Origin of the sequence: Salmonella sp. NW38 (assembly GCF_051807745.1) — a bacterium.
Classification (GTDB): domain Bacteria; phylum Pseudomonadota; class Gammaproteobacteria; order Enterobacterales; family Enterobacteriaceae; genus Salmonella; species Salmonella enterica.
Map to the genome: position 1 here is coordinate 246710 of NZ_JAMMTO010000005.1, position 13311 is coordinate 260020.

Genomic DNA, 13311 nt, shown 5'->3' on the forward strand with positions numbered 1-13311 from the left:
CCCCGCATCGCGTTCGCGGGGGTTATTCAGCGTACAGAAGGTTATTCGCCTTTCACGCGTTCAATATTCGCGCCTAGCGCGCGCAGTTTGTCTTCGATGCGCTCATAACCGCGATCGATGTGATAAATGCGATCCACAATCGTCGTGCCTTCCGCAATACAGCCCGCCAGCACCAGGCTCGCAGATGCCCGCAGATCTGTCGCCATGACCTGGGCGCCAGAGAGCGTTTCTACGCCATGGCATATGACGGTATTGCTTTCAATTTCCGCACGCGCGCCCATGCGGCTGAGTTCAGGCACGTGCATAAAACGGTTTTCAAAGACGGTTTCAGTGATAAAGCCCGTCCCTTCCGCCACCAGGTTCAGCAACGTGAACTGCGCCTGCATATCGGTCGGGAATGCCGGGTGCGGCGCGGTACGGACATTGACCGCCTTCGGTCGTTTGCCGTGCATGTCCAGACTAATCCAGTCCTCGCCCACTTCGATATCCGCGCCAGCATCGCGCAGTTTCGCCAGTACCGCGTCCAGAGTGTCCGGTTGCGCGTTACGGCAGAGGATTTTGCCGCGAGAGATCGCTGCCGCCACCAGGAAAGTCCCCGTTTCGATACGATCCGGCAGCACACGATAAACGCCGCCGCCCAGACGCTCTACGCCCTCGATCGTAATACGATCGGTGCCCTGCCCGGCGATCTTCGCCCCCAGCGTAACCAGGAAGTTAGCGGTGTCGACAATTTCCGGCTCGCGCGCGGCGTTTTCAATGATGGTCGTCCCTTCCGCCAGCGTAGCGGCGCACATAATGGTGACGGTCGCGCCGACGCTGACCTTATCCATCACGATATGCGCCCCTTTAAGACGTCCTTCGACGGAGGCCTTTACGTAGCCCTCTTCCAGCTTGATGGTCGCACCCAGTTGTTCCAGACCGGTAATATGCAGATCAACCGGACGCGCGCCGATAGTACAGCCCCCCGGCAGAGAGACTTGTCCCTGACCAAAACGGGCAACCAGCGGCCCCAGCGCCCATATCGAGGCGCGCATGGTCTTAACCAGATCATAAGGCGCGCAGAACACGTTCACCTGGCTGGCGTCAATGTGTACCGATCCATTGCGTTCCACTTTCGCACCTAATTGGCTCAGGAGCTTCATCGACGTATCCACGTCTTTCAGTTTTGGAACGTTTTGGATCTCTACCGGTTCTTCTGCCAGCAGAGCGGCGAACAGGATCGGCAGCGCGGCGTTTTTGGCGCCGGAAATTGTGACTTCGCCCTGGAGCGTCGTTGGCCCCTGTACACGAAATTTATCCATTATTGTATTCTCAGTTAAGCATTCATCTCCGCTACCGGCAGGTTACCCGTAGCTTAAAATCCGTTAAGTTTACGATCGCGCGCCCATTCCGCCGGGGTATATGCTTTGATCGATACGGCATGGATACGGTTGTCCGCAATGTACTCCATTAGCGGCCCATAGACCGTTTGCTGTTTCTTGACCCGGCTCATGCCGTCAAACATCTCGCCCACGGCAATAACCTGAAAGTGACTGCCATCGCCGGAGACGTGGACTTCCTGGAGGGAGAGGGCATTCATCAGCACACTCTGAATTTCATGATTTTCCATGGGTTCTTTATTCGTCAAATAGTGAAAACAGCCCAACATCTTAGAGCAAAGTCGCGCCGTCTTAAATAAGCAAAAGATTACGCTGATAAATCAGCGCGGTAAAAGTGCCGGATGGTGCTGCTAACGCAACTTATCCGGCCTACGGGGATCATGCGAAGTGTAGGCCGGATAAACCATCCGGCATTCATTACATACGGGGAAGTACGTCTTCGGGCAAGTTATATAATTGCGCCAGCGCGTAAACCTTGTCGTTAACGCCAGACAGCGATACGGCATTACCCTGCTTTTTTGCCTGGTTCACAAGGTGCGCCAGCAGCGCCAGTCCCCCCGTATCCACCCTGGAGATCTGGCTCAGGTCGATACGGGTAACGCCAGTCATCGCTTCTACGCGCGCGTCCCATAGCGGCGCCAACACGTCCTGATCCAGCTCTCCCGCCAGCACCAGAGTGTCCGCCTCACGCGTCCAGGTGAGTTGCGGCGTCATTACTGTTTCTCGTCCAAAGTAATTTTCTGTTGAGAGATAGATTTCAGTTGTGCGGTCAGGCCGTCGATGCCTTTAGTACGCAGCAGATCGCTCCACTCATTTTGCTTGGTGGTGATCATGCTGACACCTTCCGCAATCATGTCATACGCCTGCCAGTTGCCGGTCTGAGTGTTTTTGCGCCACTGGAAATCCAGGCGTACCGGCGGACGACCGTTGGGATCGATAATCGTTACACGGATAGGCACAATGGTCGCATCGCCCAGCGGTTGCTCAGGCGCTATCTGGTAAGTCTGACCGTGGTACATCGCCAGCGCCTGACCGTAGGCCTGTTTCAGGTATTCGCGAAACGCTGCAAAATAGGCTTCACGCTGCGCCGGGGTCGCCTCTTTGTAGTAGCGGCCCAGCACCAGCGCGCCGGCATATTTTACCTGCACGTACGGCAGAAGTTCCTGATCAACAACGTCGCGCAGGTAATCCGGATTGGCACGAATTTTCGGCTGTTCGTTTTTCAGGCGATCAAACGTTTTCTGCGCCGCCTCGTTCATCAGTTTATAAGGATTGCTCTGATCCGCTGCCGTTGCTGCGCTTAATGGCGCAATGACCAGCAGGGCCACCATCATCAGTCGTTTAAACATGCCTCAATTCTCCTGAGATTATTTCGTTTCGCCCGCGGGCGTTGTGGCTTCAGTATGACCTTCCGTTGCGGCTGGCGCATCGCCAGAATTCTTATTGTCGTCGCCTTTGCTGTTATAAAGGAACTGGCCAATCATATCTTCCAGCACCATTGCAGACTTGGTGTCCTGAATCGTACTCCCATCTTTGAGGATAGACGTTCCCAGCTCAGGATCTTCAAAACCGACGTTTAATGCCAGATATTGCTCCCCCAGCAGCCCGGAAGTACGAATACTCAACGAGCTGGTATCGGGAATATGGTTATAACGCTCTTCGATGTCGAGCGTTACGCGCGGCAGGTATGTTTTCGGATCAAGCGAGATATCTTCAACCCGCCCGACAACCACCCCGCCGATGCGTACCGGGGAACGCACTTTCAGACCGCCGATGTTATCGAAGGTCGCATAAACCTTATAGGTCGGCTCCGTGCGCATAGAGGTCACATTTGCCGCCTTCAGGCAAACAAACAGCGCCGCCAGCAACGCTACCAGCAAAAAAACGCCTACCCAAATTTCATTTTTTTTCGTTTGCATGAACTCAATTCCCAAACATCAGTGCGGTCAGCACAAAATCCAGCCCCAGAACGGCCAACGATGCGTGAACCACGGTACGCGTCGTTGCCCGGCTAATCCCGGCAGAAGTCGGTATTGCGTCATAACCGTTGAATAACGCAATCCATGTTACCGTAATGGCGAACACCACGCTCTTTATCAGACAGTTCACCAGGTCCATACGCCAGTCGACGGCATTCTGCATCGCGGACCAGAAGAACCCGGCGTCGATTCCCTTCCAGCTTACGCCGACCAGCGAGCCGCCCCAGATACCGACCGCCACAAAAATAATGGTCAGCAGCGGCAACGAAATCACGCCCGCCCAAAAGCGCGGCGAAATCACCCGGCGCAATGGATCGACCGCCATCATCTCCATACTGGAGAGCTGCTCCGTCGCCCGCATCAGGCCGATTTCCGCCGTCAACGCCGACCCGGCCCGCCCGGCAAACAGCAACGCCGCGACCACCGGCCCCAGCTCGCGCAGCAGCGAAAGCGCCACTAACATGCCAAGACTGGTCTCCGCGCTGTAAGTAGTCAGAACCAGATAGCCTTGCAGCCCCAGCACCATACCGATGAATACGCCGGAGACAATAATGATAAGCATCGACAAGACGCCCACATTATAAAGCTGGCGCACCAGCAGCGGCGCATGTTTGCGAAACTCCGGCTTACCGATAATCGCATTGAATAACATTAACCCGGCGCGCCCGAACGTCCTGACGGTTTTGATCCCGCTGTGTCCGAGTGCTGCCAGCGCATTTAACAGCATGAGTGGCTTAACTCCCTGTTTCGAGTAAATCAAGGTGATAGTCGCCCGCCGGATAGCGGAACGGAACCGGCCCGTCGGCAATGCCGTCAAGGAACTGACGCACGCGCGGGTCCGTATTCTCCTGCAACGCCTGAGCGCTACCGTGAGCGACGATTTTTTTGTCCGCCATGATCCAGGCGTGATCCGCAATACTGAGCACCTCTGGCACATCATGCGAGACCACCACGCAGGTCACGCCCAGCGCGCTGTTCAATTCTGAAATCAGCTTCACCAGAACGCCCATGGTAATCGGGTCCTGGCCGACAAACGGCTCATCGAACATGATGAGATCCGGTTCCAGAGCGATGGCGCGCGCCAACGCGGCGCGACGCGCCATCCCACCGGAGAGCTCGGAAGGCATCAGTTTTGCCGCACCGCGCAGCCCGACAGCTTCCAGTTTCATCATCACAACGCTTTTTAGCAGCGGCGCGGGTAAATTGGTGTGCTCCCGTAGCGGATAGGCCACATTGTCAAACACGTTCATGTCGGTAAACAGCGCTCCCGACTGAAACAACATACTCATACGTTTGCGGACGGTGTAGAGCCGCGAACGGGACATGGCCGGCACATTCTCGCCATCAAATAAGATCTCGCCCTTATCCGGCGGGATCTGTCCGCCAATCAGGCGCAACAGCGTGGTTTTACCGATGCCCGACGGCCCCATGATCGCCGTGATCTTCCCGCGCGGCACCGTCAGGGAAATATTATCGAAAATGCAGCGTTCGCCACGGGAAAAGCTGACGTCGCGCATATCGACTAAATTGGCCGCAGACTGACCCATTGATTCATCCTTCGTATTGCCTTGTTGAGGTAACCATGGCGCTGAATTTAACCATGGGTTCGACATAATTACAGAATATTAACTGACAGGGTTAGCGAAAGCTGGCATTCGTTTTACTTTTTAGCCGCATAAAGTCAAAATTAGGACTTCGTTACGGCTTCCAGATATCCCTTCCAGGGGACCGGCGAGTATACCTGAAGAAAGGACTTTAGATGCTTTTAGCGATGGCGCTACTCATAATTGGTTTGCTTCTGGTGGCCTACGGCGCCGATCGTCTGGTGTTTGCGGCCTCTATTTTATGCCGTACATTCGGTATTCCCCCGCTGATCATCGGGATGACGGTCGTGAGTATCGGCACCTCGCTGCCGGAAATTATTGTGTCGGTCGCCGCATCGCTACACGGTCAGCTCGATTTGGCCGTCGGCGCGGCGCTCGGTTCTAACATCACCAATATTTTGCTGATCTTAGGGCTGGCGGCGCTGGTTCGTCCATTTACCGTGCATTCCGATGTTCTACGTCGCGAATTGCCATTAATGTTATTTGTTAGCGTGGTAGCCGGTTCCGTACTGCATGACGGACAGTTAAGTCGCAGTGATGGTATCTTTCTCCTGCTTCTGGCTGTGCTATGGCTGTTATTCATTGTTAAAATCGCGCGTCTGGCCGAACGCCAGGGGAATGACAGCCTCACCCGCGAACAACTGGCGGAGCTGCCGCGCGAAGGCGGGCTCCCCGTCGCGTTCTTATGGCTGGGCATTGCGCTGGTCATCATGCCGATGGCGACGCGCATGGTAATCGATAACGCTACGGTGCTGGCGAACTATTTCGCCATGAGTGAATTAACGCTCGGTCTGACAGTCATCGCCGTCGGCACCAGTCTGCCAGAGCTGGCGACGGCGATTGCCGGCGTGCGAAAAGGCGAAAATGATATTGCCGTTGGTAATCTCATTGGCGCCAATATTTTTAATCTCGCCATCGTGCTGGGACTGCCTGCGCTGATCGCGCCGGGAGAGATCAACCCGCTGGCGTTTGGGCGTGATTATAGCGTGATGTTGCTGGTTAGCGTGGTTTTCGCTTTACTTTGCTGGCGGCATCCGCGTCAGATTGGTCGGGGCGCAGGTATACTGCTGACCGGCGGGTTTATCGTATGGCTGGCGATGCTCTATTGGCTATCGCCACTTCTTGTTGGATAACTGGAAACGGATTATGTCGCATTTAGCGTTGCAACCGGGGTTTGACTTTCAGCAGGCAGGCAAAGAGGTCCTGGAAATTGAACGTGAAGGCCTGGCGGAGCTTGATCAATATATCAACCAGCATTTCACGCTGGCCTGTGAAAAAATGTTCAACTGCACCGGAAAAGTGGTGGTCATGGGGATGGGAAAATCCGGCCATATCGGACGGAAAATGGCCGCCACGTTCGCCAGTACCGGTACCTCTTCCTTTTTTGTACATCCAGGCGAAGCCGCGCACGGCGATTTGGGGATGGTTACGCCGCAGGATGTGGTTATCGCTATCTCCAACTCCGGCGAATCCAGCGAGATCGCGGCGCTAATACCGGTGCTTAAACGGCTGCACGTACCGTTAATTTGCATTACCGGGCGACCGGAAAGCAGCATGGCGCGTGCGGCAGATGTGCATCTGTGTGTTAAAGTGCCCAAAGAAGCGTGTCCGTTAGGCCTGGCGCCTACCACTAGTACCACCGCAACGCTGGTGATGGGCGACGCGCTCGCCGTGGCGTTGTTAAAAGCGCGCGGCTTTACCGCCGAGGATTTCGCTCTGTCGCATCCTGGCGGCGCGCTGGGACGTAAGCTACTGCTGCGCGTAAGCGATATTATGCATACTGGCGATGAGATCCCGCATGTTAATAAACATGCCACCCTGCGTGATGCGCTGTTAGAAATTACGCGTAAAAATCTCGGTATGACCGTCATTTGCGATGAATCCATGAAGATCGACGGTATCTTCACCGACGGCGATTTACGTCGCGTGTTCGATATGGGCGGCGATATGCGCCAGTTGGGGATCGCCGAGGTGATGACGCCAGGGGGTATTCGCGTGCGTCCCGGTATTCTCGCTGTCGATGCGCTGAATTTAATGCAGTCCCGCCATATCACCTCCGTACTGGTTGCTGATGGCGACCAGTTACTCGGTGTGTTACATATGCATGATCTCCTGCGTGCAGGCGTCGTGTAGAAACTCAAGGATAATTAACGATGAGTAAAGCAGGTGCGTCGCTTGCGACCTGTTATGGCCCCGTCAGCACCCATGTCATGACCAAAGCGGAGAATATCCGCCTGCTCATCCTGGACGTGGATGGCGTATTGTCTGACGGCCTGATTTATATGGGCAATAACGGCGAAGAGCTGAAGGCTTTCAACGTTCGTGACGGCTATGGTATTCGCTGTGCTTTGACCTCCAATATCGAGGTTGCCATTATTACCGGACGAAAGGCTAAACTTGTAGAAGATCGCTGCGCCACGCTGGGGATTGTCCATCTTTATCAGGGACAGTCGAATAAGCTGATCGCCTTTAGCGATCTGCTGGAAAAACTGGCCATTGCGCCGGAAAATGTTGCCTATGTCGGCGATGATCTGATTGACTGGCCAGTGATGGAAAAAGTGGGGTTAAGCGTTGCCGTTGCGGATGCGCATCCGCTGCTGATCCCCCGCGCTGACTATGTGACGCACATTGCCGGCGGGCGCGGCGCGGTACGTGAGGTGTGCGATTTGCTGCTGCTGGCGCAGGGCAAGCTGGATGAGGCCAAAGGGCAATCGATATGAGTAAAACCAGACGTTGGGTTATCATTCTACTGTCGCTGGCCATTCTGGTACTGATTGGTATCAATCTGGCGGATAAAGACGATCCTGCTGCCGTGATGGTCAACAGCAACGATCCCACGTATAAAAGCGAGCATACGGATACCGTCGTGTACAGTCCGGAAGGCGCGTTGAGCTATCGTCTGATCGCGCAGCACGTTGAATATTTTTCCGATCAGGCGGTCTCATGGTTTACGCAACCGGTATTAACCACCTTTGATAAGGATAAAGTGCCGACATGGTCGATCAAGGCCGATAAAGCCAAATTGACTAACGATCGGATGCTCTATCTGTATGGCCATGTTGAAGTCAACGCCCTGGTGCCTGACGCTCAATTACGCAGAATTACCACCGATAACGCGCAGATTAATCTGGTGACGCAGGATGTTACCTCGAACGATCTGGTGACGTTATACGGCACAACATTTAACTCCAGCGGACTGAAAATGCGCGGTAACTTACGCAGCAAGAACGCCGAGCTGATTGAAAAGGTTAGAACCTCTTATGAAATTCAAAACAAACAAACTCAGCCTTAATCTTATGCTTGCCGGCTCGCTGCTGGCCGCCAGCATTCCGGCTTTCGCCGTCACGGGCGATACCGAACAGCCTATTCATATTGACTCGGATCAACAGTCGCTGGATATGCAAGGCAACGTCGTGACCTTTACGGGCAACGTGGTGATGACCCAGGGCACGATTAAGATCAACGCCGATAAAGTCGTGGTTACCCGCCCTGGCGGCGAACAGGGGAAAGAGGTGATCGACGGTTACGGCAATCCGGCCACCTTCTACCAGATGCAGGACAACGGTAAGCCGGTGAAAGGCCACGCTTCCCATATGCACTACGAGCTGGCGAAAGATTTTGTGGTGCTAACCGGCAACGCTTATCTGGAGCAGCTTGACAGCAACATTACCGGCGACAAAATCACCTACCTGGTGAAAGAGCAGAAAATGCAGGCCTTCAGCGAGAAAGGCAAACGCGTCACCACCGTTCTGGTGCCGTCGCAGTTGCAAGACAAAAACAAAGGCCAGACTCCGGCGCAAAAGAAGAGTAACTAATTCGTTATGGCAACATTAACTGCAAAGAATCTGGCGAAGGCCTATAAAGGCCGTCGCGTAGTGGAAGATGTCAGTCTGACCGTTAACTCCGGGGAGATTGTCGGGCTGCTCGGTCCAAACGGCGCGGGTAAAACCACCACCTTTTATATGGTCGTCGGTATCGTGCCGCGTGACGCGGGCAATATCATCATCGATGATGAAGATATCAGTCTGCTGCCGCTGCACGCGCGCGCGCGCCGCGGTATCGGCTATTTGCCGCAGGAAGCCTCTATTTTCCGCCGTCTCAGCGTATTTGATAACCTGATGGCGGTACTGCAAATTCGTGACGATTTGACCGCAGAACAGCGAGAAGACCGCGCCAACGAGCTGATGGAAGAGTTTCATATTGAGCATCTGCGCGACAGTATGGGACAGGCGCTGTCCGGTGGTGAACGCCGTCGTGTAGAAATAGCCCGCGCGTTGGCCGCTAATCCCAAATTTATCCTGCTGGATGAACCGTTTGCCGGCGTTGACCCGATTTCCGTTATCGACATCAAACGCATTATCGAGCATCTGCGCGATAGCGGGCTCGGCGTGCTGATCACCGACCATAACGTCCGTGAGACGCTGGCAGTCTGTGAACGCGCCTATATCGTGAGCCAGGGCCACCTTATTGCCCACGGTACGCCGACAGAAATCCTGCAAGACGAACACGTTAAGCGTGTATATCTTGGGGAAGACTTCAGACTCTGATAGGGTAGAGGGCTATGCTGCTCTAGCGGGAGAAAACGACTCTGAATATGAAGCAAGGTTTGCAACTCAGGCTTAGCCAACAACTGGCGATGACGCCTCAGCTACAACAGGCCATCCGTCTGTTGCAGTTGTCTACGCTGGAACTTCAGCAGGAACTCCAGCAAGCGCTGGAAAATAACCCGCTGCTTGAGCAAACCGATCTTCATGACGAAATCGACACTCAGCAACCTCAGGATAACGATCCTCTCGATACCGCCGACGCGCTCGAACAAAAAGAGATGCCGGAAGAGCTGCCGCTTGACGCCAGTTGGGATGAAATTTACACCGCCGGGACGCCGTCCGGCCCCAGCGGCGATTATATCGACGATGAGCTGCCCGTCTATCAGGGCGAAACGACGCAGTCGTTGCAGGATTATCTGATGTGGCAGGTTGAGCTAACGCCCTTCTCGGACACCGATCGCGCTATTGCGACATCCATTGTCGACGCGGTAGATGATACCGGTTATCTCACCGTATCCCTGGACGAAATTCGCGAAAGCATGGGCGATGTAGAGGTGGATCTCGATGAGGTTGAAGCCGTTCTGAAGCGCATTCAGCGTTTTGATCCGGTAGGCGTCGCGGCAAAAGATCTTCGCGACTGTCTGCTGATCCAGCTTTCACAATTCGACAAATCCACGCCGTGGCTGGAAGAGGCGCGGCTCATTATCTGCGATCACCTTGATCTGCTGGCCAACCACGATTTCCGCACGTTGATGCGCGTTACCCGACTAAAAGAAGAGGTGCTGAAAGAGGCGGTAAACCTGATTCAGTCGCTCGATCCCAGACCCGGTCAATCGATCCAGACCGGCGAGCCGGAGTACGTTATCCCGGATGTGCTGGTACGCAAGCATAACGGTCGCTGGACGGTGGAGCTTAATAGCGACAGTATTCCCCGTTTACAGATTAACCAGCACTATGCCGCCATGTGCAACAGCGCGCGCAACGATGCCGACAGCCAGTTCATCCGCAGTAATTTACAGGATGCGAAGTGGCTGATAAAAAGCCTTGAAAGCCGCAACGACACGCTGCTGCGTGTCAGTCGCTGCATCGTCGAGCAACAGCAAGCCTTTTTTGAACAGGGCGAAGAATATATGAAACCGATGGTACTGGCGGATATCGCCCAGGCCGTCGAGATGCACGAATCCACCATATCCCGCGTGACCACGCAGAAGTATTTGCACAGCCCGCGCGGTATTTTTGAACTCAAATATTTCTTTTCCAGCCACGTCAATACCGAAGGCGGAGGCGAAGCCTCTTCCACCGCGATTCGCGCGCTGGTGAAGAAGTTAATTGCGGCGGAAAACCCCGCGAAACCACTGAGCGACAGCAAGTTAACCTCTCTGCTGTCAGAACAAGGTATCATGGTGGCGCGCCGCACTGTTGCGAAGTACCGAGAGTCTTTATCCATTCCGCCGTCAAACCAACGCAAACAGCTGGTTTGACCCAACCGATAAGGAAGACACTATGCAGCTCAATATCACCGGACATAATGTCGAAATTACTGAAGCCCTGCGTGAATTTGTGACGACGAAATTCGCCAAACTTGAACAGTATTTTGAGCGGATTAATCAGGTATACGTGGTGTTGAAAGTGGAGAAGGTCACGCATATCTCGGATGCGACGCTACACGTTAACGGCGGCGAAATTCACGCCAGCGCGGAAGGCCAGGATATGTATGCCGCCATTGACGGCTTGATTGATAAACTGGCAAGGCAGTTAACCAGGCATAAAGATAAACTGAAACAACACTAATTGTCCGGGCAGTTAGCCAGTGCAGGACGGCCTGTTGTGTGACACAACGGGCCATTTGTACAGTTAGCGCTCCGAACCTGGCCATCAACCTGACAGGACAGGTTCTTAGGTGAAATTATGATAAATAACGATACGACTCTACAACTGAGCAGTGTACTTAACCAGGAGTGTACGCGTAGCGGCGTTCATTGTCAGAGTAAGAAACGCGCGCTGGAAATCATCAGCGAACTGGCGGCAAAACAGCTCAGTTTACCTCCTCAGGTCGTGTTTGAAGCCATTCTGACACGCGAAAAAATGGGCAGTACCGGTATTGGTAATGGTATCGCCATCCCGCACGGGAAACTGGAAGAAGATACCTTACGCGCCGTCGGCGTGTTCGTTCAGCTCGAAACGCCGATCGCGTTCGACGCCATCGATAACCAGCCGGTCGATCTCCTCTTCGCCCTGCTGGTGCCCGCCGATCAAACTAAAACGCATCTGCACACGCTGTCGCTGGTGGCGAAACGTCTGGCGGATAAAACGATCTGCCGCCGCCTGCGCGCGGCGCTGAATGATGAAGAGCTGTATCAAATCATTACTGACACCGAAGGTGAGCAGAATGAGGCATAACAACTCAATGGCATTTCTTTCTGTCGTTGTGAGGAGAAACGGTACATGGTACTGATGATCGTCAGCGGGCGTTCCGGATCAGGTAAATCTGTCGCTCTGCGCGCGCTGGAAGATATGGGATTTTACTGCGTGGATAACCTCCCCGTCGTGCTGTTGCCCGATCTGGCGCGAACGCTGGCCGATCGCCAGATTTCCGCCGCCGTCAGCATTGATGTGCGCAATATGCCTGAATCACCTGAGATTTTTGAACAGGCGATGAATAATCTGCCTGGCGCTTTCTCGCCGCAATTGCTGTTTCTTGATGCCGACCGCAATACCTTGATTCGCCGCTACAGCGACACGCGCCGTTTGCATCCGCTTTCCAGCAAAAATCTTTCTTTAGAGAGTGCGATCGATAAAGAGAGTGACTTGCTGGAGCCGTTACGCTCACGTGCGGATCTGATCGTCGACACTTCAGAAATGTCCGTCCATGAGCTGGCGGAGATGCTGCGTACCCGGCTGTTGGGCAAACGCGAGCGCGAACTGACGATGGTATTTGAGTCCTTCGGCTTTAAACATGGTATCCCGATTGATGCGGACTATGTGTTTGATGTCCGCTTTCTGCCCAACCCGCACTGGGATCCAAAACTGCGCCCCATGACCGGGCTTGATAAGCCGGTAGCCGCGTTTCTTGACCGACACACAGAAGTTCACAATTTTATCTATCAGACTCGCAGCTATCTTGAGCTATGGTTACCGATGCTGGAGACCAACAACCGCAGCTACCTTACCGTCGCTATCGGTTGTACCGGCGGGAAACACCGTTCGGTGTATATTGCAGAACAGCTGGCAGACTACTTCCGCTCGCGCGGTAAAAATGTCCAGTCTCGCCATCGCACGCTGGAAAAACGCAAAACATGACCGTAAAGCAAACTGTTGAAGTCACCAATAAGCTGGGCATGCATGCCCGGCCTGCTATGAAGCTTTTCGAACTGATGCAGGGTTTTGACGCCGAGGTGCTATTACGCAATGACGAAGGCACCGAAGCGGAAGCGAACAGCGTCATCGCGCTGTTAATGCTCGACTCCGCCAAAGGGCGTCAGATAGAAATTGAAGCCACCGGCCCGCAAGAAGTTGAAGCGCTGGCGGCGGTTATCGCGCTGTTCAATTCCGGCTTTGACGAAGACTAAACCTCCTCATATACCCTATTTTCCCCAACGCCGTCCCGGTATTTGATGACAATCATCCCAAAACCGGGCGTGTTACGCCTGCCTGCCACTTATCCCGCAGCCCCACCCTTTCGTAAGATTTGTACATTTCGTGCGCTTTACCTATGCATAAAAACATTAAGAAAACCTTAAAAAATTTCGTTTAGGTTTTATTTAAGTTCTTTGTCCATACTAAATTTATGTGAATAAATTTT

18 protein-coding genes are annotated in these 13311 nt (G+C 54.0%); 11 read left to right on the plus strand and 7 right to left on the minus strand.

The features are described from left to right. Window positions 1–41: 41 nt before the first annotated feature. The 7 genes from murA to mlaF all read right to left on the minus strand — a co-directional run bounded on the left by murA (window position 42) and on the right by mlaF (window position 4905). Window positions 42–1301 carry a UDP-N-acetylglucosamine 1-carboxyvinyltransferase gene (murA, locus tag NA624_RS11350; RefSeq protein WP_000357288.1) on the minus strand — a complete coding sequence of 420 codons (1260 nt, stop codon included), beginning with the start codon at window positions 1299–1301 and terminating at the stop codon, window positions 42–44. Window positions 1302–1354: 53 nt separating this feature from the next. Further along, complete coding sequence (ibaG, locus tag NA624_RS11355; protein WP_001518349.1) at window positions 1355–1609, minus strand: BolA family iron metabolism protein IbaG; 255 nt, start codon at window positions 1607–1609, stop codon at window positions 1355–1357. A gap of 187 nt (window positions 1610–1796) precedes the next feature. Then, window positions 1797–2093 carry a lipid asymmetry maintenance protein MlaB gene (gene mlaB, locus NA624_RS11360; RefSeq protein ID WP_000188844.1) on the minus strand — a complete coding sequence of 99 codons (297 nt, stop codon included), beginning with the start codon at window positions 2091–2093 and terminating at the stop codon, window positions 1797–1799. After that, entirely contained in the window at window positions 2093–2728 is a 636-nt protein-coding gene (gene mlaC, locus NA624_RS11365) for a phospholipid-binding protein MlaC (RefSeq protein WP_000476475.1), read from the minus strand. Before mlaC ends, mlaB begins: the two co-directional genes overlap by 1 nt. An 18-nt stretch (window positions 2729–2746) precedes the next feature. Then, window positions 2747–3298: an outer membrane lipid asymmetry maintenance protein MlaD gene (gene mlaD, locus NA624_RS11370; RefSeq protein ID WP_001193591.1), complete on the minus strand. Its 552-nt coding sequence runs from the start codon at window positions 3296–3298 to the stop codon at window positions 2747–2749. Between the two features lie 4 nt (window positions 3299–3302). After that, window positions 3303–4085, minus strand: a complete 783-nt coding sequence (mlaE, locus tag NA624_RS11375) for a lipid asymmetry maintenance ABC transporter permease subunit MlaE (RefSeq protein WP_000925786.1) — start codon at window positions 4083–4085, stop codon at window positions 3303–3305. Window positions 4086–4092: 7 nt separating this feature from the next. Further along, window positions 4093–4905 (minus strand): phospholipid ABC transporter ATP-binding protein MlaF, encoded by an 813-nt coding sequence (mlaF, locus tag NA624_RS11380; RefSeq protein ID WP_000531566.1) that lies wholly within the window; start codon window positions 4903–4905, stop codon window positions 4093–4095. 212 nt (window positions 4906–5117) lie between these two features. Here mlaF and NA624_RS11385 point away from each other — a divergent pair, with 212 nt between their 5' ends. The 11 genes from NA624_RS11385 to npr all read left to right on the plus strand — a co-directional run bounded on the left by NA624_RS11385 (window position 5118) and on the right by npr (window position 13078). Beyond that, window positions 5118–6095: a calcium/sodium antiporter gene (locus tag NA624_RS11385; protein WP_000922742.1), complete on the plus strand. Its 978-nt coding sequence runs from the start codon at window positions 5118–5120 to the stop codon at window positions 6093–6095. A gap of 13 nt (window positions 6096–6108) precedes the next feature. After that, entirely contained in the window at window positions 6109–7095 is a 987-nt protein-coding gene (gene kdsD, locus NA624_RS11390; protein ID WP_000018619.1) for an arabinose-5-phosphate isomerase KdsD, read from the plus strand. Window positions 7096–7115: 20 nt separating this feature from the next. Further along, on the plus strand, window positions 7116–7682 hold the full coding sequence (gene kdsC, locus NA624_RS11395) for a 3-deoxy-manno-octulosonate-8-phosphatase KdsC (protein ID WP_000030029.1): 567 nt from the start codon (window positions 7116–7118) through the stop codon (window positions 7680–7682). After that, entirely contained in the window at window positions 7679–8254 is a 576-nt protein-coding gene (gene lptC / locus NA624_RS11400; RefSeq protein ID WP_000047845.1) for an LPS export ABC transporter periplasmic protein LptC, read from the plus strand. Before kdsC ends, lptC begins: the two co-directional genes overlap by 4 nt. Next, on the plus strand, window positions 8223–8777 hold the full coding sequence (lptA, locus tag NA624_RS11405) for a lipopolysaccharide ABC transporter substrate-binding protein LptA (RefSeq protein WP_000669770.1): 555 nt from the start codon (window positions 8223–8225) through the stop codon (window positions 8775–8777). The genes lptC and lptA overlap by 32 nt, the downstream gene beginning before the upstream one ends. A 6-nt stretch (window positions 8778–8783) precedes the next feature. Further along, a complete protein-coding gene (lptB, locus tag NA624_RS11410) occupies window positions 8784–9509 on the plus strand; it encodes an LPS export ABC transporter ATP-binding protein (protein ID WP_000224104.1) in 726 nt (241 codons plus the stop codon). A gap of 47 nt (window positions 9510–9556) precedes the next feature. Continuing rightward, the gene (gene rpoN / locus NA624_RS11415; protein ID WP_000809020.1) at window positions 9557–10990 is read left to right on the plus strand and encodes an RNA polymerase factor sigma-54; all 1434 of its coding nucleotides are present in this window, start codon (window positions 9557–9559) and stop codon (window positions 10988–10990) included. Between the two features lie 22 nt (window positions 10991–11012). Then, window positions 11013–11300: a ribosome hibernation promoting factor gene (gene hpf, locus NA624_RS11420; RefSeq protein ID WP_001176589.1), complete on the plus strand. Its 288-nt coding sequence runs from the start codon at window positions 11013–11015 to the stop codon at window positions 11298–11300. A 117-nt stretch (window positions 11301–11417) separates the two neighbouring features. After that, on the plus strand, window positions 11418–11909 hold the full coding sequence (gene ptsN / locus NA624_RS11425; RefSeq protein ID WP_000609332.1) for a PTS IIA-like nitrogen regulatory protein PtsN: 492 nt from the start codon (window positions 11418–11420) through the stop codon (window positions 11907–11909). Window positions 11910–11954: 45 nt separating this feature from the next. After that, the gene (gene rapZ / locus NA624_RS11430) at window positions 11955–12809 is read left to right on the plus strand and encodes an RNase adapter RapZ (protein ID WP_000243749.1); all 855 of its coding nucleotides are present in this window, start codon (window positions 11955–11957) and stop codon (window positions 12807–12809) included. Next, window positions 12806–13078 (plus strand): PTS phosphocarrier protein NPr, encoded by a 273-nt coding sequence (npr, locus tag NA624_RS11435; protein WP_000216797.1) that lies wholly within the window; start codon window positions 12806–12808, stop codon window positions 13076–13078. Before rapZ ends, npr begins: the two co-directional genes overlap by 4 nt. Window positions 13079–13311 lie beyond the last annotated feature (233 nt).

What these genes read in the sequence shown, in the direction of transcription:
- NA624_RS11385 (WP_000922742.1), top strand. Translation starts at nt 5,118, where the DNA reads ATGCTTTTAGCGATGGCGCTACTCATAATTGGTTTGCTTCTGGTGGCC.
- rapZ (WP_000243749.1), top strand. Translation starts at nt 11,955, where the DNA reads ATGGTACTGATGATCGTCAGCGGGCGTTCCGGATCAGGTAAATCTGTC.
- mlaE (WP_000925786.1), bottom strand. Translation starts at nt 4,085, where the DNA reads ATGCTGTTAAATGCGCTGGCAGCACTCGGACACAGCGGGATCAAAACC.
- mlaF (WP_000531566.1), bottom strand. Translation starts at nt 4,905, where the DNA reads ATGGGTCAGTCTGCGGCCAATTTAGTCGATATGCGCGACGTCAGCTTT.
- lptB (WP_000224104.1), top strand. Translation starts at nt 8,784, where the DNA reads ATGGCAACATTAACTGCAAAGAATCTGGCGAAGGCCTATAAAGGCCGT.
- mlaD (WP_001193591.1), bottom strand. Translation starts at nt 3,298, where the DNA reads ATGCAAACGAAAAAAAATGAAATTTGGGTAGGCGTTTTTTTGCTGGTA.
- npr (WP_000216797.1), top strand. Translation starts at nt 12,806, where the DNA reads ATGACCGTAAAGCAAACTGTTGAAGTCACCAATAAGCTGGGCATGCAT.
- kdsD (WP_000018619.1), top strand. Translation starts at nt 6,109, where the DNA reads ATGTCGCATTTAGCGTTGCAACCGGGGTTTGACTTTCAGCAGGCAGGC.
- ibaG (WP_001518349.1), bottom strand. Translation starts at nt 1,609, where the DNA reads ATGGAAAATCATGAAATTCAGAGTGTGCTGATGAATGCCCTCTCCCTC.
- lptA (WP_000669770.1), top strand. Translation starts at nt 8,223, where the DNA reads ATGAAATTCAAAACAAACAAACTCAGCCTTAATCTTATGCTTGCCGGC.
- rpoN (WP_000809020.1), top strand. Translation starts at nt 9,557, where the DNA reads ATGAAGCAAGGTTTGCAACTCAGGCTTAGCCAACAACTGGCGATGACG.
- mlaC (WP_000476475.1), bottom strand. Translation starts at nt 2,728, where the DNA reads ATGTTTAAACGACTGATGATGGTGGCCCTGCTGGTCATTGCGCCATTA.
- kdsC (WP_000030029.1), top strand. Translation starts at nt 7,116, where the DNA reads ATGAGTAAAGCAGGTGCGTCGCTTGCGACCTGTTATGGCCCCGTCAGC.
- hpf (WP_001176589.1), top strand. Translation starts at nt 11,013, where the DNA reads ATGCAGCTCAATATCACCGGACATAATGTCGAAATTACTGAAGCCCTG.
- murA (WP_000357288.1), bottom strand. Translation starts at nt 1,301, where the DNA reads ATGGATAAATTTCGTGTACAGGGGCCAACGACGCTCCAGGGCGAAGTC.
- ptsN (WP_000609332.1), top strand. Translation starts at nt 11,418, where the DNA reads ATGATAAATAACGATACGACTCTACAACTGAGCAGTGTACTTAACCAG.
- lptC (WP_000047845.1), top strand. Translation starts at nt 7,679, where the DNA reads ATGAGTAAAACCAGACGTTGGGTTATCATTCTACTGTCGCTGGCCATT.
- mlaB (WP_000188844.1), bottom strand. Translation starts at nt 2,093, where the DNA reads ATGACGCCGCAACTCACCTGGACGCGTGAGGCGGACACTCTGGTGCTG.